A 20149-nucleotide genomic window follows, 5' to 3' on the forward strand; every position below is an offset into this window, starting at 1 on the left:
CTTTTTTGGAGGGATGAAGATGGAGTTCGTCCTCGGTGTCAACTACTGGCCGAGAAGGAAGGCCATGTTCTGGTGGAAGGAATTTGAGGAAGGGGAGGTTAGGGAAGAGTTTGAGGTTATAAAGGAGCTCAGCCTCGATGTTGTGAGGATTTTCCTGCTCTGGGAGGACTTTCAGCCGGAACCCGAACGGATCAACGATAAATCCCTCCGGAACCTGGGGAGGGTCATGGACATAGCGCATGAACTCGGACTGGGAGTCATGCCGACCTTCTTCATCGGGCACATGAGCGGGATAAACTGGCTCCCTGAGTGGGTTCTCTCCGATGAACCCCACAACAGGTTTCTGACATACTCTAACGGAAGGCTCGTTGACCGCGGCGCGAGGGACATCTACGAGGAGCCTGACCTCTTGGAGGCAGAAGAACTGCTTCTCCGGACCGTTGGCTCCGAACTCGACGACCATCCGGCACTGTATGCGTGGGACATCTCCAACGAGATAGACAACGTCAGGATACCCCGCACCCCCGAGGCCGGGAGAAGATGGGTTCGGTTCGTTTACGAAACGCTGAAGGCCAGCTCCAGCAAGTCGGTGACCTTCGGTATCCACCAGGAGGACATTCAGGGGGACAAGCACTTCCGCGTTGGCGATGTGGCTGAAGGAAACGACTTCCTCTGTATGCACGCGTATTCGGTCTACACGGACTTCACTGATCCCCTCGATCCCTACTTTGTCCCCTTCGCATGTCTGCTGACGAAAGCACTCGGGGGAAAGGAGGTCCTCATGCAGGAGTTCGGGATGCCGACGACGCCCGGGGAGACCAGAAGGATACGCTCCGTGACGGGTAAACACGAGACAGAGCACTACCTTATAAATGAAAAGGATGCCGCAAGGTGGCTGGAAGAGACCCTCACGGCCCTCTATGAGTTTGGAACCCTGGGTGCGTTCTACTGGAACTTCGCCGATTATCACGAGAGCATATGGGGCAGGCCTCCCTTTGATAGGGCAGTCCATGAGAGGTTTTTCGGTCTTCTAAGGAGCGACGGGAGCCTAAAGCCGACCGCCTTTGTGATGGGAGAGTTCAGGAAAAAGATGGGCGAACTTAAAAGGAGAACCGTAGAGATAGAGGTGCCTGAAGACTACTATTCAGACCCCAAGGGCAACCTTGTAAGGCTGTACCGGGAGTTCAGGCAAAAGCTTGGCCTTGAGTGAGGTGGTTGCCGTGATTGCCTCCATCGGCGAAGTCCTCATAGACTTCATAGCCCTCCAGGAGGGGAAGCTTAAGGATGTGAAGTCCTTCGAGAAGCACCCTGGCGGCGCTCCTGCGAACGTTGCCGTCGGCCTTTCCAGGCTCGGAGTTGAGAGCGCCCTGGTGAGCAAGGTCGGAGACGACCCTTTCGGGGACTTCCTGATCGAAAGGCTCACAGATGAAGGTGTTAAGACATTCATCCCGAGAGACCCTGAGAGGCACACCGGCGTCGTTTTCGTCCAGCTCATCGGTGCTAGGCCGGAGTTCATACTCTACGACGGCGTTGCCTACTTCAACCTGAAGCCTGAGGACGTGGAGACTGCCCTTCTTGAGAGGGCAGAAGTTGTCCACTTCGGGAGCGTTCTCTTCGCCAGGGAGCCTTCGCGTTCGACGCTCTTCGGGATTCTGGAGGAACTTAAGGGAAAGGTTCCGCTGAGCTACGACGTCAACATAAGGCTCGACCTCTGGCGCGGAAGGGAGGATGAGATGCTCCAGGATATTGAGCGGGCCCTGAAACTTGTCGATATAGTCAAGCTCGGTGATGGGGAGCTGGCGTACCTTAGAGACAACGGAATAAGCCCCGAAGACTTCGACTTCAAAATATTCGTGGTGACTCTGGGTGCAGAGGGAAGCGAGCTGAGGAGCGGAGGCGCTGGGGTTCATATCCCTGCTTACAGGGTAGAGCCGGTTGACACCACCGGGGCTGGAGATGCCTTTATGGCCGCCCTCCTTGCTGGTCTCCACTACTCGAACCTGCTCGGTGAGAATTCCATAGATGAGGAGCACCTCAGAAAAATCGGCCGCTTCGCAAACCTCGTAGCCGCGCTCTCAACGGCCCTCAGGGGGGCCTGGAGCGTTCCAAAAATGGAGGAGATAGTCCTAATGAAAGAGGTGAGGGAGCTCTACCACCGCTCCAGGAGGTAGTCCTTCTCCTCAAGGAATACCTTAGCCCTCTCCTCTATCAGTTTTTCAGCCTCAAGGGTGCTCATGTCCATCGTTCTTTTGACGAAGTCCGCCGTCTTTGCGAAGTACAGCGGCACGAGGGGTTCCGCCTCGGTTAGAATTCCGTTCCTGTACGCCACGGCTCCGTCGTAGAGGACGTGGCTCCAGAGCCTGTCGTCGAACTCGAAGGTCTTGAGTGCACTCACCACCCCCTTGAGCGTCTCTTCACTAAGCGCCCTCCTCAGCACAGGTTCGTGCTGGGCGAATAGCTCCTTCGCCCTTATCTCCAGGAGCTCCAGGGTCACCTTTACGGGCTCAGGTTCGCCCTTCTCAAGCTCCCCGAATACCGGGACGGGCTCTATCGTTCTCACGTCCCTCCAAGCATGCTCGTACTTCCTCATCAGCATGAACAGCGTTCCGACGACCTGGTTGAACATGGGACCGAGGGAAGCGGCAGGATCCTTGGGGTCATGTATCTTCATCCCCAACGCCGCCTGGGTGATTTTGAAGCCCCTAGCTATGGCAGTCGTCGTCAGGAAAATATCCACGCCGAAGCGCGCCACGTGCGTCTTCCAGACCTCCTCATCTTCGAGGTAAACCTCCATGAGTCCTCTGCTTATTCCAAAGTCTCCCCCTATCGGCTGTCTGACGTTCTTTCCGTAGAGAGAGGCCGTCATCGGGTAGGCTATTTTGTTGGTTATCGTGCCATCCCACTTGTGCCTTATGTAGAGCGGCGCCACGAAGTCGTAGCCTTCCTCGATGGGCCTGGCAAAGCGGTATATCCACTCGTGGGTTATGCTCCTTAAATCGCTGTCGACGAAGACTATGGCATCGGCGTCCCTCCCGAGGGCAAACTCCATGAGCTCCTTCATGGCACTGCCCTTCCCCGGGATGGGCCATCTGTAAACGAAGCTGTGAACCTCGACACCGTCTAGGACCTCCGTCCTCATCACTGCGTCTCTCGTCCCGTCGGTGCTCCCTCCGTCGGCGTTGACTACTATTCCCCCTCCAAAGTATTTTTTAAGCCCTTCTGCGGCCTGTTTCACGACAAAGGAGATGGTCTCTTCGTTGTTGTAACTGGGAATTCCGACGATAACCCTCATCTTCTCCACCCTCATAAGTTACAACCATTTAAAGTGGTTTACTTTGAAAAAGGTTATATACCTTTCGACCGTATTGGGAAGCAGGCGATGCCCATGGAGCTGAAGGTGGGAGTGATAGGCTGCGGAAACATATTCAACCTCGCTCACAAAAAGGCGCTGAGGGGAATAGAGGGGATTAAGGTCGTTGCCTGCATGGACATAGACGCTGCCAGGGCGAAGGAAGGTGCTAAGGAGCTCGGGGCGAAGGCGTTCACGGGCCTCGATGAGTTCCTTGACCTCGACCTCGACGTCGTGGAGATATTGACGCCGACTTACACCCATGCCGAGCTGGCCATTGCGGCCCTTAAGGCTGGAAAGCACGTGGTAGTGGAGAAGCCGATAGCCCTCACCGTTGAAGAGGGCGAGAGGATGATAAAAACCGCCGAAAAGAAAGACCTGCATCTCTTCGTTGGCCACGTGAGGCGGTTTGACAAGAGATGGATTCAGATGAAGGAGGTCATAAAGAAGCGCAACATCCTTCCCATGCACATCAGGAAGGCCGAAGTCCAGAACCTCCCCTTCCCGAAGGGCTACTGGTACTGGGACGAAAAGAGAAGTGGCGGCGTTGCCGTTGACCTTGGAGTCCACGTCACGGACTTCCTGCGCTGGTTCTTTGAGAGCGAACCGGTGAGTGTCTACGCCGTTGGAAAAGCGATAAAGGAAGAGGCTAGAGCCAACGGGACGTTCGACCACTTCATGATGATGATAAAGTTTGAGGGAGAAAAAACGGGCATAGCCGAGGTCAGCTGGGCGTATCCCTATCCCTCGCGCTACGGTGTATTCTACCACCACGTTGACATCATAGGCAAGAACGGCAGGATACGCTATACACCGCTGGATACCCCGGTCGTCGGCGTTGCCAAGGCCAACTTCGAGATGCCCCGCTTCTCACCGCTCCTGTCGACGTTTCCAGATGCCTTCGAGAGGGAGCTGAGGCACTTCTTCAACTGCATCAGGGGCAGGGAGGAGCCAATGGTTACAGCGGAGGACGCTCTTATTGCGCTGAAGATTGCAGAAAAGGCCAAGGAAAGCGCCAGGAAGGGGGAGGTGGTTGAGGTATGAGGAAGCTCAACTTTGGAGTAATCAGCTACGCCCATCCGCATGCCCTCCGTTTTGCCTCGGTAATTGCGGGGGGCAAGAGGACAAAGCTCGTCGCCATATCCGGGGACGGCTCGAACTCTGACGTGGCCAGGGCCGAGGCGAGGAAGTACGGGGCGAAGTTCTATAGGGACTACGAGGCCCTCCTGAGGGATAAAAACGTGGAGGCCGTTTACATTGCCATAGAAACATATAGACACAAGGAAGTAGCCGTCAGGGCCGCGGAGGAGGGCAAGCACATACTCCTTGAGAAGCCCATCGCTCTGAACCTCAGGGACGCTGATGAGGTGATAAAGGCCGCTAAAAAGGCAGGGGTTAAGCTCATGCTCCCCTTCAACCCCCGGTTCACGGAGCCCCTCAGGAAGGCCAAGGAGATGATCGATGCGGGTGAGATAGGTGCCCTAGAATACATACAGACGATTTCTGAAAACGTCAAGCCGCCGATATTCCTCCAAGGGCTCGATATGGACTGGTTTTTGGACGTTAGAAAGTCCGGCGGCGGGGGCTTCATGGACACCGCACCCCACGGCGTTGACTCCCTTCTCTGGCTCACCGGCGATGTGCCCAGGAAGGTCTACGCCGACATAGGGAGCAAGATATACGGTTTCCCGGTGGATGACATAGGGACGGCCGTCCTTGAGTTCAGGAAAGGTGTCTTGGCGGTTCTTACCGCGGGCTGGGGCAACCCCAAGGGCTACTCCTACGGCATTGAGATAAAGTACTACCTCGTTGGCAGGGAGGGCTTCCTCGACGTCAGGACCGCCTACCCGGACTTCACTGTCTATCAGGACAGGGCCGAGAAGATATACTGGGACAGGCCGGACGTTAGGGGGATAGTGAACTCGTTCACGGATACCGTGCTCGGGAACCGGGAAGTGCCCATAACAGGGGAGGACGCCAAGAAGAACCTAGCGGTAATCCTAGCGGCGTATGAGGCTTCTAGGAGGAATATATCGATTAAACTTAAATTCTGATCGAATTTTTACTTTTTTATAATACAACTACTTCTAGTGGTTTTAATCCATAAACCTTATATACTTTGATGAACTTATATGCGTTGAGCTGTATAGTCTATTGACATTAAAGCATGCAGGTGATGTTGTATGGAAAGGGTGTTTGGTTTGCTGTTGATCGGCCTTGTAGCCTTTGCCGTGGTAGCCGGCGGATGCATTAGCGGTGGGGGGACCACTTCCTCTCCAACAGCCACACCAAGCGGGACAAGCACTGCCCCAAAAGTCGGCAAGTTAACCTGGGTTTCGACCCAGCTCAACCCGCCTGAAGAGAGAAGTTTTGTTATCAACACCCTGATCTCCGGCTTTAAAAAAGAGAGCGGCATTGATGTTGACTTTGTCCCGCTGAGCTACACGGATCTCTCCACCCGCCTGGCAGCGGAGGAAAAAACGGGCAAGGTTACGATTGACCTGATAGGCGACCTTCACGGTGGTATGGATTACTATGCCTCCCAAGGATGGCTTATGGACCTGAGCAAAATGCCAAAACTAACGGGCAGAACCTTTATCTCAAGTTTTGAAAAATACGCCACAATTAACGGTAAGCAGGTTTACGTCCCCTGGATGAGCGCAACGTACGTCATGGTGGTGAACAAAGAGGCATTCAACTACCTCCCCAGTGGCCTCACAAAGGAGGACGTTATAAAAGGAACTAACAAGTGGACTTACGATGCCCTCCTTGCATGGGCCAAGAAACTCAAAGAGGCTAAAGGACAGCCGGAGCTTGGGTTCCCCGCTGGACCAAACGGTCTGTTTGTCAGGTTTCTGCATGGGTACCTGTATCCATCGTACACGGGATATGAAGCCAAGGAATTCAACAGTCAGGCGGCCCTTGGGATGTGGAGCTACCTTAAGAACCTGTGGCAGTACGTGAACCCGGCATCAACAACCTGGGATGCGATGAGCGATCCTCTCTTAACCGGACAGGTTCTTATTGCGTGGGACCACACGGCGAGAATTAAAAACGCAATTGAAACCAAGCCCGACCAGTTCGTTGTTGTTCCGGTTCCCAGAGGACCGAAGGGAAGGGGGTTCATCGTTGTCCTCGCAGGGCTGGCGATTCCAAAGAACTCTCCAAACCCTGAAGCGGCATGGAATCTTATAGATTACCTCACCAGACCTGAGACCCAGGTTGAAGTCATGAAGAACGTTGGATTCTTCCCGACGGTTAAGGAAGCGACAAACGAAATCCCCAACGGACCCCTCAAGATACTGGCTGAAGGGGTAACCGCCCAGTCGTCAACATCAGACGCCCTTATAGTCATGATACCTAACCTAGGGGACAAGGGCGGTGAGTTCAAGAACATATACAAGGAGGCGTTTAAGAGAATAGTTCTTCAGGGGGAGAACCCCCAAAAGGTGCTGAGCGACCTCGGACCTCAGCTGCTCGGTCTGTTTAAGGAGAAAGGCATCCCGACACCATGAGGGATTGCTATGAGGTCCAAGTACCTTCCATATCTTTTACTTTTACCTGCCGTGGCGTATCTCCTTTTTTTCATCGGGTATCCTTTGATACAGGCGTTAAATCTTGCATTTTTCGTTAACGGTCATCCTTCGGCTTCGAACGTCCACAGGGCCGTCGGCAACCCTACGTTCCTAAGCGCCCTCAAGTACACCATAGCACTTGGGGCAGTTATAATTCCGGTGCAGATACTTCTGGCATTGGTTCTGGCCTTGATCATGATACGTACCTTCAAAGGTAAGGGTATGGTTCTCTATGCCCTTATAATACCACTGACTATAAGCGACGTGGCCGGTGGCCTTATATGGTACACCATGCTGTCAGACGCGGGTTTCCTGAACAAGCTACTCCTTAACCTTGGCATAATCAGTCAGCCCATACACTTCTTTGGGTACCAATACAGAAACATGGAATTTCTCGCAATAGTCATGGAGGAAGTTTGGAGGGCAACGGCCATAGTGTTCGTCATAATCCTCGCAGGGTTGCAGATGATAAGTAAAGAGTATCTTGAGGCCGCGGACGTCTTCGGTGCCAGCTACTGGACGAAGATGAGGAGGATAGTCATTCCAATGTTAAAGCCCAGTATACAAAGCGCCCTGATAATTAGAACCCTCTTTGCGATGCAGATCTTCGGTGCAGTGTGGATGCTGGCGGGTAGGGACATACCGGTCCTTGCAGGGGAAGGATTCTATCAACTGACATTTATCAGGGACTATGGTGTTGCGGCTATCTACGCCTTAATGATTGCTGTCCTCTCAATAGTCTTGGGGGCCCTTTACGTCAAGTTCCTCAAGGCTGAGTACCTGGAGGTAAGAACATGAACGACAGGACCAGATTCCTCATCAGGAAACTCGCTCTTTACACGTTCCTCTTTACCATAGTCCTCTGGGTAATTGTCCCAATAGTGGTCTCAATGCTTTACGCCTTCTCATCGAAGCTTGACTATTACAACATGCATAGGATTGTGCCCGTGCACTACACTAGTGAATGGGTGAGGACCATTCTGTTCACGCTGGGGGCTTGGCAGGGCATAAAGAACAGCATAGCGGTGGCGGTCATGACGATACTCATAAGCTTTTCTCTTGGGATTCCCGCCGGATACTCCATAGCCAAGTTCATCTTTCCCGGAAAGGACACGGTAAAACTCTCAATAATTGCCCTGAGGATGTTTCCAATCCCCGTCATGGCTATACCCCTGGTGGTCCTGTACATACGTCTCCATCTGATAGATACCCTCTTTGGGGTTGCGCTTGCACACACGGCAATGGCCCTGCCGTTCGTGGTTCTCATAACTTCCAGCATATTCGCGGGGGTTTCCAAGGAACTTGAAGAGGCTGCCATGGTGTTTGGGCTCGGCCGATTCCAGTCTTTCCTCAAAATAACGTTGCCCCTGGCCCTACCTGGATTGGCAGCGGCCGCAATGTTTACCTTCGTGATGTCTTGGAACGAGGTTTTTATAGCCTCCATCCTGACTTTGAAGAACAGGACACTCCCAGCACAGATACTCTCAATAATGGCAGGGGCTAGCGGAGGGGCAGCACCCCCCTACTACAAGTTTGCAGCTGCGTTCATAATGACTCTGCCGGCAATGTTCTTTATATTCTTCGCAAGAAAGTACCTCGTGACAATGTGGGGTATAACGCTCAAGTGAGGTGTGCCGTATGGTTGAAGTTAGACTTGAAAACCTCAAGAAATATTTCGACAACGGAAGGGTAAAGGCCGTTGACGATCTCACCCTGCAGATAAGGGATGGGGAATTCCTCGTTCTTCTCGGTCCCAGTGGCTGTGGTAAGACCACAACGCTGAGGATGATATCGGGCCTTGAGACCCCATCCGCTGGGAGGATATACTTCAGGGATAGGGACGTTACATATCTGCCTCCTAAGGACAGGAACATCTCGATGGTCTTTCAGAGCTATGCAGTGTGGCCCCACATGAAGGTCTACGAGAACATAGCCTTTCCCTTAAAAGTGAAGAAATATCCAGAGAACGAAATCAAGGAGCGGGTCAGGTGGGCAGCTGAGCTCCTTCAGATCGGTGAGCTTCTCGATCGGTATCCGGCCCAGCTTAGTGGAGGCCAGAGACAGCGCGTGGCGGTTGCAAGGGCCGTCGTTGTGGAACCTGAGGTCCTCCTGATGGACGAGCCGCTGAGTAATCTCGATGCCAAGTTAAGGGTCACGATGCGGGCCGAGATAAAGAAACTTCAGACGAAGCTCAAGGTCACAACGGTCTACGTTACCCATGATCAGGTTGAGGCCATGACTATGGGGGATAGAATCGCCGTCATGAACAAGGGTCGTCTGCTGCAGATAGGTCCCCCAACCGAGGTCTATCTAAAACCCAACTCAACATTCGTAGCCACGTTCATTGGATCACCGGAGATGAATATGCTGGAGGTCAGCGTCAAGGAAACTGAAAGCGGGATTGCCCTTGAGGGGAGTGGGTTCAGACTTGCCTTCCCACCCGATCTTGGGGAACTGTTGAGGGGTCATCTCGACAAGACCGTCACACTTGGAATCAGACCTGAGCACATGACTGTGAAGGGCGTCTCAACCCTCGAACACGTAACTAGGGCAGCGGAAATTGAAGGTGCTGTTGACTTCGTTGAGGCACTTGGGACGGACACAATAGTCCACGTCAAAGTGGGGGACGACATAATCAAGATAAAGCTGCCAGGTCACATACCCCTGCCGGTTGGAGAAAAGATTAAAATAGAGGTCGATCTTGACAATATCCATGTCTTCGATAAGAGCACCGAGAAAGCGATAATTTGAGGAGTGCCTATGGAGGAGAAGAAGATAAAGGACTGGTTAAGGGAATTTGGCCTCAATGAGTACGAGGTTAGAGCTTATCTCACCCTCATAAAGGGTGGCCCTTTAACTGCAGGGGAACTCGCGACGCTCTCAAAGGTTCCCCAACCCAGGATATATGACGTTGTAAGAACCTTGATGGCAAAGGGCTTCGTCATAACAAGCCAGGGGAGGCCCAAGCGGGTCATTCCCATCAGTCCCGACAGGGTCATGGATGCTATAAAGAGGCGTTACAACGAGAAGATAGAGCGATTGAAGGCTGCCCTTGAGGAGATGTATACTCCCAGGGAAGAAATCGGAAGTGTAGTGGTTGTCAAAAGTAGGATCACGTTTGAGGAGTATGTCAGAAGGGCGGTTGAAAATGCCAAGTTTCACCTCAGCATGGCGATGCCGACCGAAATTCTTGAGAAGTTTAAGGAAGCTATCACGAAGAAGGACTCCAACGTCAGCATAAACCTCTTTATTTATGGGGAGGGCAACATCCCGCCAATTGCAAACGAGATTAGAGCTAGGGACGTCCCAGATCCTGTGATTGTAATACAGGACAAGGAGATGGGTGTGTACCTCCCCTACGAGGCCCTGGATTCGGGGAGCTCTCTCCATGGCTACGGCCTCATAATCCACGACAACAACCTCCTTTTCATACTCAACCGCTACTTCTACCATGTCCTCTGGCCGACCGGAAGGATCGTTTACAGAGAGGAGCGGGAACTCCGGCTTCCGAGGGAGTACATACACATAAGGGAGCTTGTTTCGGACCTGCGGCGGTTCAACATCCAGAATGCCAAGGTGGAGGTTTTCGGTCGCTTTGTCCGTTCTGGAGAGCCGGTTCACCTCATGGGGAGGGTTGTTGAGTTCTACGAGGATGGGGGCAAAGTCATCTCGAACATAACTGTGGAGACTGAGGATGGTGAGAGGCACGTGGTGGGTGGCTGGAACGCTTCCCTGGAGGACATAGAGGCCGACCACATAATCCTCTTTGAGTGAATCCTTTTGCCGGGGGATGTGGATGGACGCTAGAACGGTGGCACTGGACATCATGAGGGGAGCCATTAAAAGCGCCGATCCCTACAGGGCAGTGCGCAGGAGCATCAGCGTCGATGGAAGCCGCCTGACGGTTTTTGGAGAGAAGTTCTCAGTACGGGGGGATGTCTACCTCCTAGCGTTTGGCAAGGCCGCCTGCTCCATGGCAAAAGCTATAGTTGACCTCCTTGGGGGACGGATTGAGGAAGGTGTAATAATCACCAAGTACGGCTACGCCGAGGACTGTCCCAAGCCGGGAAGGCTGAAGGTCATTGAGGCCGGCCATCCAGTTCCAGACGAGAACTCCCTTCTGGGTGGAAAGCTCGGACTTGAACTGGCGGAAAAGGTTGGGGAAGACGACATCCTTCTCGTCCTCATCTCCGGTGGCGGAAGTGCACTTTTCCTCCTCCCGGAGGGAGGTATAAATCTGGGGGATAAAATCAGGACGAACGAGCTCCTTCTAAAGAGCGGGGCAAAGATATACGAGATAAACACAGTGAGGAAGCACATCTCGGCGGTGAAAGGCGGCAAGCTGGCAAAAAGTGTAAAAGGTACCGTGATAAGTCTCATCCTCTCGGACGTCGTTGGCGACCCGCTTGAGGCGATAGCCTCTGGTCCGACCGTGAAGGACCCCACCACATTCCAGGACGCCTTCCGGATACTGAAGCTCTACGGCGTCTGGGAGAAGCTTCCAGAGAGTGTTAAGAGGCACATCGAGCTGGGGCTTGAGGGAAAGGCCGAGGAGACCCTCAAGGAAGATCTTCCCAACGTCCACAACTTCGTAGTCGGAAGCAGCACCCTCGCCTGCGAATCAGCGCTGAAAAAGGCGAGAGAGCTCGGCTACAACGCGGCGATACTCACGACGACCCTTGAAGGTGAGGCTAGGGAGATAGCCCTGTCAATAGGCTCGATAGTCCAGGAGATTGCCAAATACGACCGCCCGGTTCCAAAGCCGGCGGTTCTAATAGCCGGCGGCGAGTGGACGGTGACCATCGAGGGGAATGCCGGCCTCGGCGGGCCGAACCAGGAGTTTGCTCTGAGCGTGGCGAAAAAGATAAGCGGTCTGAACGCCGTTGTCCTGGCGGTTGATACCGATGGGACGGACGGGCCGACCGACGCCGGCGGCGGGATAGCGGACGGGAAAACGCTTGGGCTTCTAAGGGAAGCGAGAATAGACGTCGAGGAAGCCCTCAGGAGGCACGACGCATATAATGCGCTGGAAAAGGCCGGCGCGCTCCTCAAGACCGGCCCGACCGGAACGAACGTGAACTCTCTGGTGGTGGCTGTCATTCCGAAGGAGCTTTAAGAGAAACCGTTCAATATCGCTGGGTGAAATCATGAACCGCATTCCACGAAGGGAGCTCGTGAGAAAGGGCTGGCACGTCCTCCCCGGAATTTTGGGAGCCCCAATAATCCTCTTTACCCCCAAATGGGTAACCCTCCTTGTCGTCTGGTTCTTTGCCTTTCTCTACACACTCCAGAACCTGAAGCTCAGGAGGGGCTGGAAGTTTACCGTTCCAATAGCAGACCTGAGCTACCGCCAGATGGCGAGAGAAGATGAGAAGGATAACTACCTCGGGAGCTTCCTCCTGTGGGTCACAATGGCCATAATCTGTACGGTCTTTCCTAAAATAGCCGCCCTCTCGGCTCTGTGGGTTTCGACCTTCGGCGACTGCTGCAACGCCATAGCCGGCCAGCTCCTCGGAGGGCCGAGAATTCCCTGGAACCGGAGAAAAACCCTCATCGGGAGCATCGTGATGCTGGCGGTTTCAATCCTGGCACTCTGGGCCAGTCACAGGGTTCTTGAGCTTGATCCATCTCCCGCTATCATAATGGGAGTTGCGATGGTCGCAACCCTCCTTGAAAGCCTCCCGCTCCGCTCGGCCTACGACGAGTCCACGGTTCCGTTCTTTACGGCTTTACTCCTCTGGCTGACCTACGGGGGAACTCTGCTCTCCACGACGTGGTAAGTCAGGGCTCTATGAACTCCCAGCCTTCCCTGTGGGTCTCTATTCCCTCCACCTTCACGTGTAGGCCTCTTATCTCCTTCTTCAGCTCCCACAGAAACTCTTCAAAGGCACTGCCATCGGTCAGAACCTCGTAGCTTTCCGGGTACTCATCGCGGAGGAGCTCCTGGAATTCCCTTCCGGAGGCGCGGAGGTTGAGCACCTCGAAGAAGTAGTAGTCCGCAAAGCCCCTCGTGTCCTCTACTATGGCGGAGACGTCAGTTATCTCTGGAATTATGGGGCTGACGAAGACGTACGTCTTCAGGCCCGCCTCGCGGAGTTCCTTAAGGGCATTAACCCTCGCCTCGTGAACCGGCGTTAGAGGTTCGAAGAGCCTCTTTTCTCTACCCCTAAAGCCGTTTATCGTGAGGCCGACCTCTATCGTTCGGAACTCCTTGAAAAGGTCGATGTCCCGGGTTGCCAGGGGGGACTTGGTGAGAACCGAGAGTTCGTTCCTCTTGTCCATGTATCTCAAAACCTTCCGGGTGAGCTTCAACTCGGCCTCTATCGGCTGATACGGGTCGCTCACCGTTGACATGACGACGCTCCCGGAAACGTGCTTTCTAGCCAGGTCGGGTGCGTTGGTCTTGACCTCGACCCAGCTCCCCCATCTCCCGTAGTCCTTCCACCTCGTCAGAAACTTGGCGTAGCAGTACTCACAGGCGAAGGTACAGCCGACGTACTGGTTGACAGCCCACTCTACGCCAGGAATTTTGGATCTGATGTAGATGCTCTTGGCGCGCCTCTCTATGACCCGAACCTTCATAAGGGCTTTTTATCCATTCTCCTTAAAAGGTGAGCGGCAATGCTGAGGGTTCGCCGTCGGCCGGTTAAGTACGCGAGGCTTGAGGTGAGGTCGGACGGGACGGTCGTGGTCACGGCTCCGGATGGCTTCGACGTCGATGCCCTGATCGAGAGGCACCGCGGCTGGCTTGAGGGCAAGCTGGCCGAGATAGAGGGCCTTCGCGAGATAGCCGAATCGGGCTTTCCCATCAACGGCGAGTTCTACGGGGTCATCCACGGGAGAAAGCCCAAGGTTCACGAGCGGTTCAAGACCGTCGTCCTCTCACCCAATCCTAGCGATGTCCTTGACTGCCTGAAGAAAATCCTCCGAAGGGAACTCCTGCCCCTCGTGGATTCCTACGCCCACAGGATGGGAGTTAAATATGGAAAGGTCTATATTCGCCATCAAAAGAGCCGGTGGGGGAGCTGTTCCCCCAGGGGGAACCTGAACTTCAACGTTCGTCTCATAGCCCTTCCCAGGGAGCTTAGGGAGTACGTTGTAGTCCATGAGCTCGCCCATCTGAAGCACATGAACCATTCGAAGGCCTTCTGGGGGCTGGTGGGGGAGTTTTACCCCGATTACCGGAGGGCTAGGGAAGAGCTTAAGAGATGGTGGAGCATTCTTGAGCTCAATCCCTACTGGCGGTGGCTTGGTGGACGGAATGAAGAACTTCCTCAAGTTCTTAGCGCTGATGGCGGATGAGGTCATAGTAGGTCTCTTCCTCCTTCTGGTACTCCCAGGTTTCGGTATCGATGTTCCCATCTGGACTGCGGCGGTTGTTATAGGGATCCTCCTAGCCAAGGATGTCCTCGTGGCGCCGTTCGTCCTGCGTGGGGGATTAAACACAAGGCCAGAGACCGGCTCGGAGAGTCTCATCGGGAGAACTGCCGTGATCGTCGAGGACTTAACTCCCGAGGGCCTTGTAAAGGTTGATGGGGAACTCTGGAGTGCGGAGTGCATAAACGGAACCGCCAGATGGGGTGAGAGTGTTGAAATCATCAGTGTGAGCGGTGCTAAGGTTCTCGTGAAACGCCTAGAGTCGCCAGAACGGCGGCGACCTCGTTCGGGTGGTTAGTCGTGAAGGAAACCGTCCAACCCTTTTTCTGGTGTATCGTGACGCAGCCCCTAGCTGGCAGGTTGAAGTGTATCGTTCCGTAGCAGGAGGTCCAGCCATTCCCGACCTAGAAGCTCGCAATGTTCTCTATGGAAACAGTCTTCCTGACCGCAAGCCCAATGATGCCCCTTATCATCAGCTCGCGCTCGTCTATCTCGATTCTGATTGCCATGACATCGAGGAGCAGAACAGTAATCCCAACCGTGACCGCGAGCATTATTTCAACACCGGCACCTGCCATATACGTCCTGTAGAGCCCAGCGAACATCGAGAGGATTGGAACCAGCATGAGGATCTGAAAGGCCCGGCTCGTCAGTCTCTCCTCGTAGAGCGCCATGCTTTCACCTGTGGGAGTTCTCCGTTATCTCTTTAAAGTTTGACCCCCAACCTTTTTCGGTGGTTGTGTGGTCAAAACGATGCCCGTAGACAGGCTGAGCGACGATGAGGTTAGGGAGATTTTGACGAAGTACAGAAAGATCGCCCTCGTGGGCGCTTCACCGAAAGCGGAGAGGGATTCCAACGATGTGATGCGTTACCTCCTTGAGAAGGGCTACGAGGTCTATCCAGTGAACCCCCGCTATTCCGAAGTCCTCGGAAGGAAGTGCTATCCGAGCGTTTTAGAGGTTCCGGACGAGGTGGATATAGTCGACCTCTTCGTCCGCCCGGAGTTCACGGGGGACTACGTCGAGCAGGCAATAAAGAAGGGCGCCAAGGTCGTCTGGTTTCAGTTTAACACCTACAATAGGGATGCGTTCAAAAAGGCCAAGGAGGCTGGCTTAATAGCTGTGGCCCACCGTTGTATAAAGCAGGAACACGAACACCTTTTTGGCAGACCCTGAACGGTTGCCCCCGCCCTTTTGCGTTTAATTAAAAAAGGAGGGGTCAGATAAGGGGAGGTTCAAGGCGGATGAAAAAGCCGAAGGGAAGTTTTGTGGTCGTGTACTCCCCTCCAGTTGGGGAAGTTTTCAGTGAAACCCTGTACGGGGTCGTTGCCCCATATGCCCTTATAGGGAAGGCCCCCTCATTATGGATGCTTACCGCTATCGAGTTCCCCACCTCTATCGGAACCAGGCTGAACCATCCCGGCAGTGAGTCATCAAGTTTTTTGAGAACCCATCCAGCGGGCGCGGCAACCCCCAGACTGTACGGGGTGGTACCGTTGGCCCACACGTCCCCGTAGACGGCCGTTATGTATCCCATGTTGTCTCCGTGAATCTCGGTTCCGTTAACGGGTACGAAATCAAGCCCCTGTGGAATTGTAGCGTTGCCCGTCCCCTCGTTTGACCAGATCTCAAGTGAGCGGTAGCCGCTACCGTCGTAGCTTCCACCTACCTTTTCAACGCTCAGAACGTACCGTTCGTTTCCCGTTGGGTGGCATCCTCCGGAACCGCATATGACCTCCTTCTGAACCTCAAGGTGGAGGGTGACATACACGCCAACCGCCGCGGTGGTGTCGTTTCCCATCACCTTGATGGTGGTTCCTGCGGAGTACCTGCCGGTTATCAGGCTGTCGAGGATCCTGATCCTCATCCCCTCGGGGAGGCTTTCTCCCCCCGCACCGCTGACCTTTCCGTAGACAACGGTCACTTTGGGACCCACCAGCGGTGAGTAGCTCTTCAGCTTGAACATAAGGGTTACGTTGTTCTGAAGACTGCTGTTCTTGGAGATGACCATCAGGGGAAGTTTTACTCCACTGTAGGTCTTTTCATAGGATGTTTCCCATTTAGGCGTTTCCCCTGACGAGATCCGGTCCTCGAGTGCCCCATTTATAGAAACGTTCAGGTAGTACCCATCTGGAATGAATGAACCGGCGTTTAAGGGAAGTTCAATGCTCTCAGGCGGAAGGGTGTAGAGCTTTCCATCTTTCACAACCCACAGATCGACTCCGATGAACACGGAGTTTGACCCCCGAGTCTTGGCGAGCGATGTTAACTCCTTGAGGGTGCCCTTCGTGAGGTGTATCCTTCCGTTCGTCTTCCCCCTCTCAAACACCTCCATGCTACCGTTACCCGAAAACGTCCACAGTGCATAGTAAACTGTCCCTCCAGGCTTTTCCGCCCATTGCAGTGTTAAGTTGGCTCCCTCCGTTGTGTACACGTAGCCAACGCCCGCGATAACTAGGATTAACACGATGATTGCAGCCAATCTCTTCCTCATTTCAATCACCATCAGAGTTAGCATTCCAATGGAATTTAACCTTATCCCCTGTACCTTAGCACGTGGATATCCCTCACGAGCCTGTGCCTGGGTTCAAAATCAAGGTACCTTCCAGTGGTCTCAAATCCCAGCCTCCTCAGCCATCCTCTATCCTTTCGGTAGACCCCGCCGCTGCTCAGTTTAAACGCTGGGAATACAAAAACAACCCTCCCGTTCCGCTTGAGGACATTCGATATTGACTCAAAAACAGGATAATAAAAGCTATCCAACTCGTTGGCCAGCTTTATAGCTTCTCCCCTTCCGGGGTTTCGTTTGAGGGGCCTCCCGAGATAGGGCTCGCTCACGATCGCGTCGAAACGGGTTCTAAAGCAGTGTTTGAGTCTCCGTGCGTCGCAGACCTCCAGTTGCGCCGAGTTTTTCAGCCGAAACTCCTTCCTGAGCCATCTGATGTTCTCCTTCGCGTTCTTTATGGCCGCCCCATCGCTGTCACTTCCGTACGCACCCAGGCCCTGAAGCACGAACTCTTGAACTATGGTTCCTATCCCACAGAATGGGTCCAGGAAGTTCCCTTTTTTAATCTCGGTCAGGTTTACCATAGTCCTGGCCAGCCTTGGTGGTATGGAGAGTATGGGACGTTGTCGCGGGCGTTCAACGTCGAGTTTTTTCAGCTCAAATGGGTCTGTTACTCCAACGGTCTCTCCGATTAGGAAGGTCCCGTCTTTCCTGAAGAAGAGGTCAAAGTCCTTAACCTCTGGGAATCCCTTGAGAATAAGCTCCGCGGGCATGGCGTAAACCCTGGCAGGTTTGAAGAACTTGGATGGTCCTTCCTTTTTGAGCTCTCTTTTTATCTCGCTTCCAAACCTCCGCCACAATCTCCAATCGTCCTTCCCGTAGAGGCTGACGGTGAAGAGCCGGGAGTACCCGACTTCCCTGAGGGCTTCTTCTCCTTCCCCCAGAATCCTTACGAGTTTAAGCGCCCCTCCCAGCCAGTGGAAGTAACGTTCAACCCGGGCATCGGAGTCGAACAGAAGCCAGTCCCCATTAGTTTCTGATACTCTAATTTTTAATCCAAAACGTTTTATGAACGAATAAAACTCTGCCTCGCTAAGCCGTGGATTCTTTCCAAATACAACCGCATACATGCTCCTCCCTTTCATTCCCCACTTAAAAATGTTCCGAGAGTTAGGTTAATAAGATCGAGTTCCCTAGTATTGTTTAGACTTATGGGTTTACAATAAGCCGGGGGCGTATGGAATGTTAATAAAAGAGGTACTTGCCTCTGTGGAGGTTATTCGGGACCCGTACATAAAAGCCGTGACCTATGCTAAAATCGGTGAAAGACTCGCGAGGGCCAGGGAGAAGCACTACAAGGGGGCGTTTCTTAGGGCGATGGAGGCGACTAAAGAGATCGGTGACCCTGTTAAGACTTTCAAGGCCCTCCTCTCCATCGGTTACTCCATGAGTAAGGCCGGCATCAAAGCCTCAAAGCGTATATATCAGGGCGTTCTTGAGGACTCCAGAGCACTCCCCTCCCCCCACAGGGATGTCGTGATGGAGAGTGCCGCCACGTACATGCTCTCGCTTGGGGAGATAGGGGAGGCAATAACCTATGCGCTTGAGATATCCAACCCAAAACTGAGGAATGAGGTGCTGCTTGCGGCCATGCGGACCAACACTCGGAAGCTGGGGAAGGAAGGCATCAAAGTGGCTTACCATCTCAGGAGGAGCAAGCTGGCCCTTGAGTATATAGACTCCGAACCCTATCGGTCGATGGGTATTATGGAGCTTATAAAGGCTTACCTGTCTCTTGGAAGCTATGAGAACGGAATCTCCCTGATATCCTTGATAGGGGACAGGGATTGGGCCAGACAGGCTTTCAAGGAGGTGGCGTTCTACCTCAAAGAGAAGGATGTCTTGGGCCATTATATAGACTCCCTTGAGGGGGTTGCCAACAGCCTCATCTCCCGTTTTGGGGACGACTTCACCAGAGAGATGGCGTTCGCATTCGCGCTCAGTGGTGAGGGTCTTCCAGCGGTCGAACTCGCAAGAAAGCTGGATAACAGCAAAGACACCCTTGTGAAAATAGCCATTGAACTCCTTGAACGTGACCACGACGTTCTGCCCTCGCTCGTTTCGGCATTGAGCGAGGAGGAGGCTACCATAGTCGGAAAGGCGGTGATGAACAGGATACTCGAACGGCCGGAACTTGGAAGCTGGGAAGTGGTCGAAGCAATAGGTAAAAGTACGAGGAACGAGGAGGTCTGGGCTAAGATAGCTCGCTATTACATAGTGATGGACGAGGTCGATGGGGCGGCGAGGGTGGCCTCCCTTCTTCACGAGGGGAGACTGAGGTCCGTGATAATGGCCGACATAGCCCACCACTTGCTCAAGAAGAACGAGGTTGAAAGGGCCATAGACACCGCCATTGAGGTTAAAGACCCGAAGTTTTCATCGATACTCGTCTCTGAGATTCTCCTCAAAGCCCTTGAGAACGAGATTGAGGGGAAGGTGGTACCGTGGAACGGCTCAAGACACTGATAGGGCCCAGGAAGAACCGGGTGGACTTCATAACCGGGTTGATAACCCTTCTGCTGTCTGACGGGGAGCTTTATTCCGATGAGGTCCTTTTCAGGGATGCCGTCGAGGAGATATACCAGACACTTCGGTCTGAGGTTCTGGATCGGAAGAGAGGGGAGCTTGCCGATGCTTACGAGACGGCGGTCCTCCTCCGGGCGGCCATCTCTGGAAAGTCCATGAATCCTGAAAGGCTTCTCGTTGAGATAGGGCGAAAGCTCAGCGAGGCGAGGTGAATGCTCTTCACGTTTGAGGTTCGCACGGAGGAGAGGTTCCAGGTGGTCGATGTAACCCGGTCGGTTCAGGAGACGGTGTGGAGGGGTGATGTGGCTCATGGGATGGCCGTGGTTTTTACTCCCCACACCACGACGGGTTTGATGATAAACGAATACGAGCCGGGCCTGATTGGGGATGTAGAAGCCAAGATGAAAGAATTGGTTCCGATGGGGGCCGGCTACGCCCATGACCGCATAGATTCAAACGCCCACTCCCACATAATGGCGACCCTCTTCCTCAACCCTGAGGTGGTTATCCCCGTGGACCAGGGTGAGCTTCAGCTCGGAACCTGGCAGAGGATACTCCTCGTCGAGTTGGACGGGCCGAGAAGGAGAAGAGTTCAGGTTATGGTCTGCCCATGCCCGGCGTACCCCGAGGAGGGACGATAGCTGGACCGTCCACGAACCCGGTTCACCGTGCGTACTGTGCGTACTGTGCCAGCTTCTCGATGAGTTCGTTCAGTCCTTCTCCGGTCACGAGGGAAAGAACCAGCGCGTCCTCCCC

General features: G+C 53.8%; 22 protein-coding genes. 17 read left to right on the forward strand and 5 right to left on the reverse strand.

The genetic code is table 11. The features are described 5' to 3' along the window. Positions 1–13: 13 nt before the first annotated feature. Both MVK60_RS01855 and MVK60_RS01860 read left to right on the forward strand, forming a co-directional pair. Positions 14–1210 (forward strand): beta-galactosidase, encoded by a 1197-nt coding sequence (locus MVK60_RS01855; RefSeq protein WP_297435868.1) that lies wholly within the window; start codon positions 14–16, stop codon positions 1208–1210. 10 nt (positions 1211–1220) lie between these two features. Beyond that, the gene (locus MVK60_RS01860; RefSeq protein ID WP_297435871.1) at positions 1221–2171 is read left to right on the forward strand and encodes a carbohydrate kinase; all 951 of its coding nucleotides are present in this window, start codon (positions 1221–1223) and stop codon (positions 2169–2171) included. On the opposite strand, the gene MVK60_RS01865 is transcribed toward MVK60_RS01860, so the two are convergent. Next, positions 2150–3292, reverse strand: coding sequence for a glycosyltransferase (locus MVK60_RS01865; RefSeq protein ID WP_297435919.1), 1143 nt, complete (start codon positions 3290–3292; stop codon positions 2150–2152). The genes MVK60_RS01860 and MVK60_RS01865 overlap by 22 nt on opposite strands. An 87-nt stretch (positions 3293–3379) precedes the next feature. Here MVK60_RS01865 and MVK60_RS01870 point away from each other — a divergent pair, with 87 nt between their 5' ends. The 9 genes from MVK60_RS01870 (at position 3380) to MVK60_RS01910 (ending at position 12704) form a co-directional block, all read left to right on the forward strand. Continuing rightward, a complete protein-coding gene (locus tag MVK60_RS01870) occupies positions 3380–4393 on the forward strand; it encodes a Gfo/Idh/MocA family oxidoreductase (RefSeq protein WP_297435874.1) in 1014 nt (337 codons plus the stop codon). Continuing rightward, positions 4390–5403: a Gfo/Idh/MocA family oxidoreductase gene (locus MVK60_RS01875; protein ID WP_297435876.1), complete on the forward strand. Its 1014-nt coding sequence runs from the start codon at positions 4390–4392 to the stop codon at positions 5401–5403. Before MVK60_RS01870 ends, MVK60_RS01875 begins: the two co-directional genes overlap by 4 nt. 129 nt (positions 5404–5532) lie before the next feature. After that, entirely contained in the window at positions 5533–6864 is a 1332-nt protein-coding gene (locus tag MVK60_RS01880) for an ABC transporter substrate-binding protein (protein WP_297435878.1), read from the forward strand. A 9-nt stretch (positions 6865–6873) separates the two neighbouring features. Continuing rightward, positions 6874–7722 carry a carbohydrate ABC transporter permease gene (locus tag MVK60_RS01885; RefSeq protein ID WP_297435880.1) on the forward strand — a complete coding sequence of 283 codons (849 nt, stop codon included), beginning with the start codon at positions 6874–6876 and terminating at the stop codon, positions 7720–7722. After that, complete coding sequence (locus tag MVK60_RS01890) at positions 7719–8552, forward strand: carbohydrate ABC transporter permease (protein WP_297435882.1); 834 nt, start codon at positions 7719–7721, stop codon at positions 8550–8552. The genes MVK60_RS01885 and MVK60_RS01890 overlap by 4 nt, the downstream gene beginning before the upstream one ends. Positions 8553–8562: 10 nt before the next feature. Further along, positions 8563–9675 carry an ABC transporter ATP-binding protein gene (locus tag MVK60_RS01895; protein ID WP_297435884.1) on the forward strand — a complete coding sequence of 371 codons (1113 nt, stop codon included), beginning with the start codon at positions 8563–8565 and terminating at the stop codon, positions 9673–9675. A 9-nt stretch (positions 9676–9684) separates the two neighbouring features. Next, on the forward strand, positions 9685–10698 hold the full coding sequence (locus MVK60_RS01900; RefSeq protein WP_297435885.1) for a TrmB family transcriptional regulator: 1014 nt from the start codon (positions 9685–9687) through the stop codon (positions 10696–10698). A 22-nt stretch (positions 10699–10720) separates the two neighbouring features. Further along, positions 10721–12040 (forward strand): glycerate kinase, encoded by a 1320-nt coding sequence (locus MVK60_RS01905; protein ID WP_297435887.1) that lies wholly within the window; start codon positions 10721–10723, stop codon positions 12038–12040. Between the two features lie 31 nt (positions 12041–12071). Beyond that, positions 12072–12704 carry a phosphatidate cytidylyltransferase gene (locus tag MVK60_RS01910; RefSeq protein ID WP_297435889.1) on the forward strand — a complete coding sequence of 211 codons (633 nt, stop codon included), beginning with the start codon at positions 12072–12074 and terminating at the stop codon, positions 12702–12704. Between the two features lies 1 nt (position 12705). Here the strand turns inward: MVK60_RS01910 and MVK60_RS01915 are convergent, their stop codons facing one another. Further along, positions 12706–13506: a radical SAM protein gene (locus MVK60_RS01915; protein ID WP_297435891.1), complete on the reverse strand. Its 801-nt coding sequence runs from the start codon at positions 13504–13506 to the stop codon at positions 12706–12708. A gap of 39 nt (positions 13507–13545) precedes the next feature. Here MVK60_RS01915 and MVK60_RS01920 point away from each other — a divergent pair, with 39 nt between their 5' ends. Continuing rightward, entirely contained in the window at positions 13546–14226 is a 681-nt protein-coding gene (locus MVK60_RS01920; RefSeq protein ID WP_297435893.1) for a M48 family metallopeptidase, read from the forward strand. Continuing rightward, positions 14186–14599 carry an NfeD family protein gene (locus MVK60_RS01925; RefSeq protein WP_297435921.1) on the forward strand — a complete coding sequence of 138 codons (414 nt, stop codon included), beginning with the start codon at positions 14186–14188 and terminating at the stop codon, positions 14597–14599. Before MVK60_RS01920 ends, MVK60_RS01925 begins: the two co-directional genes overlap by 41 nt. 106 nt (positions 14600–14705) lie before the next feature. On the opposite strand, the gene MVK60_RS01930 is transcribed toward MVK60_RS01925, so the two are convergent. Continuing rightward, a complete protein-coding gene (locus MVK60_RS01930; protein ID WP_297435895.1) occupies positions 14706–14975 on the reverse strand; it encodes a hypothetical protein in 270 nt (89 codons plus the stop codon). A 67-nt stretch (positions 14976–15042) separates the two neighbouring features. On the opposite strand from MVK60_RS01930, the gene MVK60_RS01935 reads away from it, so the two are divergent. Beyond that, positions 15043–15477: a CoA-binding protein gene (locus MVK60_RS01935; RefSeq protein WP_297435897.1), complete on the forward strand. Its 435-nt coding sequence runs from the start codon at positions 15043–15045 to the stop codon at positions 15475–15477. 43 nt (positions 15478–15520) lie between these two features. On the opposite strand, the gene MVK60_RS01940 is transcribed toward MVK60_RS01935, so the two are convergent. Together MVK60_RS01940 and MVK60_RS01945 are read right to left on the reverse strand one after the other, a co-directional pair. Then, positions 15521–16807, reverse strand: a complete 1287-nt coding sequence (locus MVK60_RS01940; RefSeq protein ID WP_297435899.1) for a hypothetical protein — start codon at positions 16805–16807, stop codon at positions 15521–15523. Positions 16808–16836: 29 nt separating this feature from the next. Then, positions 16837–17937 (reverse strand): TRM11 family methyltransferase, encoded by a 1101-nt coding sequence (locus MVK60_RS01945; RefSeq protein ID WP_297435901.1) that lies wholly within the window; start codon positions 17935–17937, stop codon positions 16837–16839. A gap of 112 nt (positions 17938–18049) precedes the next feature. On the opposite strand from MVK60_RS01945, the gene MVK60_RS01950 reads away from it, so the two are divergent. From MVK60_RS01950 to MVK60_RS01960, 3 genes are read left to right on the forward strand one after another with little or no spacing between them, the layout of a single operon-like run. Next, positions 18050–19333, forward strand: a complete 1284-nt coding sequence (locus MVK60_RS01950; RefSeq protein WP_297435903.1) for a prenyltransferase — start codon at positions 18050–18052, stop codon at positions 19331–19333. Then, positions 19312–19605, forward strand: coding sequence for a hypothetical protein (locus MVK60_RS01955; protein WP_297435905.1), 294 nt, complete (start codon positions 19312–19314; stop codon positions 19603–19605). Before MVK60_RS01950 ends, MVK60_RS01955 begins: the two co-directional genes overlap by 22 nt. Continuing rightward, positions 19606–20034: a secondary thiamine-phosphate synthase enzyme YjbQ gene (locus MVK60_RS01960; RefSeq protein WP_297435907.1), complete on the forward strand. Its 429-nt coding sequence runs from the start codon at positions 19606–19608 to the stop codon at positions 20032–20034. Positions 20035–20149: the final 115 nt, after the last annotated feature.

The organism is Thermococcus sp. (genome assembly GCF_026988555.1).
Classification (GTDB): Archaea; Methanobacteriota_B; Thermococci; order Thermococcales; family Thermococcaceae; genus Thermococcus.

Excerpts from the sequence above, each read along its gene's own strand:
- MVK60_RS01855 (WP_297435868.1), top strand. The coding sequence starts at position 14 with ATGAAGATGGAGTTCGTCCTCGGTGTCAACTACTGGCCGAGAAGGAAG.
- MVK60_RS01865 (WP_297435919.1), bottom strand. The coding sequence starts at position 3,292 with ATGAGGGTTATCGTCGGAATTCCCAGTTACAACAACGAAGAGACCATC.
- MVK60_RS01870 (WP_297435874.1), top strand. The coding sequence starts at position 3,380 with ATGCCCATGGAGCTGAAGGTGGGAGTGATAGGCTGCGGAAACATATTC.
- MVK60_RS01875 (WP_297435876.1), top strand. The coding sequence starts at position 4,390 with ATGAGGAAGCTCAACTTTGGAGTAATCAGCTACGCCCATCCGCATGCC.
- MVK60_RS01880 (WP_297435878.1), top strand. The coding sequence starts at position 5,533 with ATGGAAAGGGTGTTTGGTTTGCTGTTGATCGGCCTTGTAGCCTTTGCC.
- MVK60_RS01885 (WP_297435880.1), top strand. The coding sequence starts at position 6,874 with ATGAGGTCCAAGTACCTTCCATATCTTTTACTTTTACCTGCCGTGGCG.
- MVK60_RS01890 (WP_297435882.1), top strand. The coding sequence starts at position 7,719 with ATGAACGACAGGACCAGATTCCTCATCAGGAAACTCGCTCTTTACACG.
- MVK60_RS01895 (WP_297435884.1), top strand. The coding sequence starts at position 8,563 with ATGGTTGAAGTTAGACTTGAAAACCTCAAGAAATATTTCGACAACGGA.
- MVK60_RS01900 (WP_297435885.1), top strand. The coding sequence starts at position 9,685 with ATGGAGGAGAAGAAGATAAAGGACTGGTTAAGGGAATTTGGCCTCAAT.
- MVK60_RS01905 (WP_297435887.1), top strand. The coding sequence starts at position 10,721 with ATGGACGCTAGAACGGTGGCACTGGACATCATGAGGGGAGCCATTAAA.
- MVK60_RS01910 (WP_297435889.1), top strand. The coding sequence starts at position 12,072 with ATGAACCGCATTCCACGAAGGGAGCTCGTGAGAAAGGGCTGGCACGTC.
- MVK60_RS01915 (WP_297435891.1), bottom strand. The coding sequence starts at position 13,506 with ATGAAGGTTCGGGTCATAGAGAGGCGCGCCAAGAGCATCTACATCAGA.
- MVK60_RS01920 (WP_297435893.1), top strand. The coding sequence starts at position 13,546 with ATGCTGAGGGTTCGCCGTCGGCCGGTTAAGTACGCGAGGCTTGAGGTG.
- MVK60_RS01925 (WP_297435921.1), top strand. The coding sequence starts at position 14,186 with ATGAAGAACTTCCTCAAGTTCTTAGCGCTGATGGCGGATGAGGTCATA.
- MVK60_RS01930 (WP_297435895.1), bottom strand. The coding sequence starts at position 14,975 with ATGGCGCTCTACGAGGAGAGACTGACGAGCCGGGCCTTTCAGATCCTC.
- MVK60_RS01940 (WP_297435899.1), bottom strand. The coding sequence starts at position 16,807 with ATGGTGATTGAAATGAGGAAGAGATTGGCTGCAATCATCGTGTTAATC.
- MVK60_RS01945 (WP_297435901.1), bottom strand. The coding sequence starts at position 17,937 with ATGTATGCGGTTGTATTTGGAAAGAATCCACGGCTTAGCGAGGCAGAG.
- MVK60_RS01950 (WP_297435903.1), top strand. The coding sequence starts at position 18,050 with ATGTTAATAAAAGAGGTACTTGCCTCTGTGGAGGTTATTCGGGACCCG.
- MVK60_RS01960 (WP_297435907.1), top strand. The coding sequence starts at position 19,606 with ATGCTCTTCACGTTTGAGGTTCGCACGGAGGAGAGGTTCCAGGTGGTC.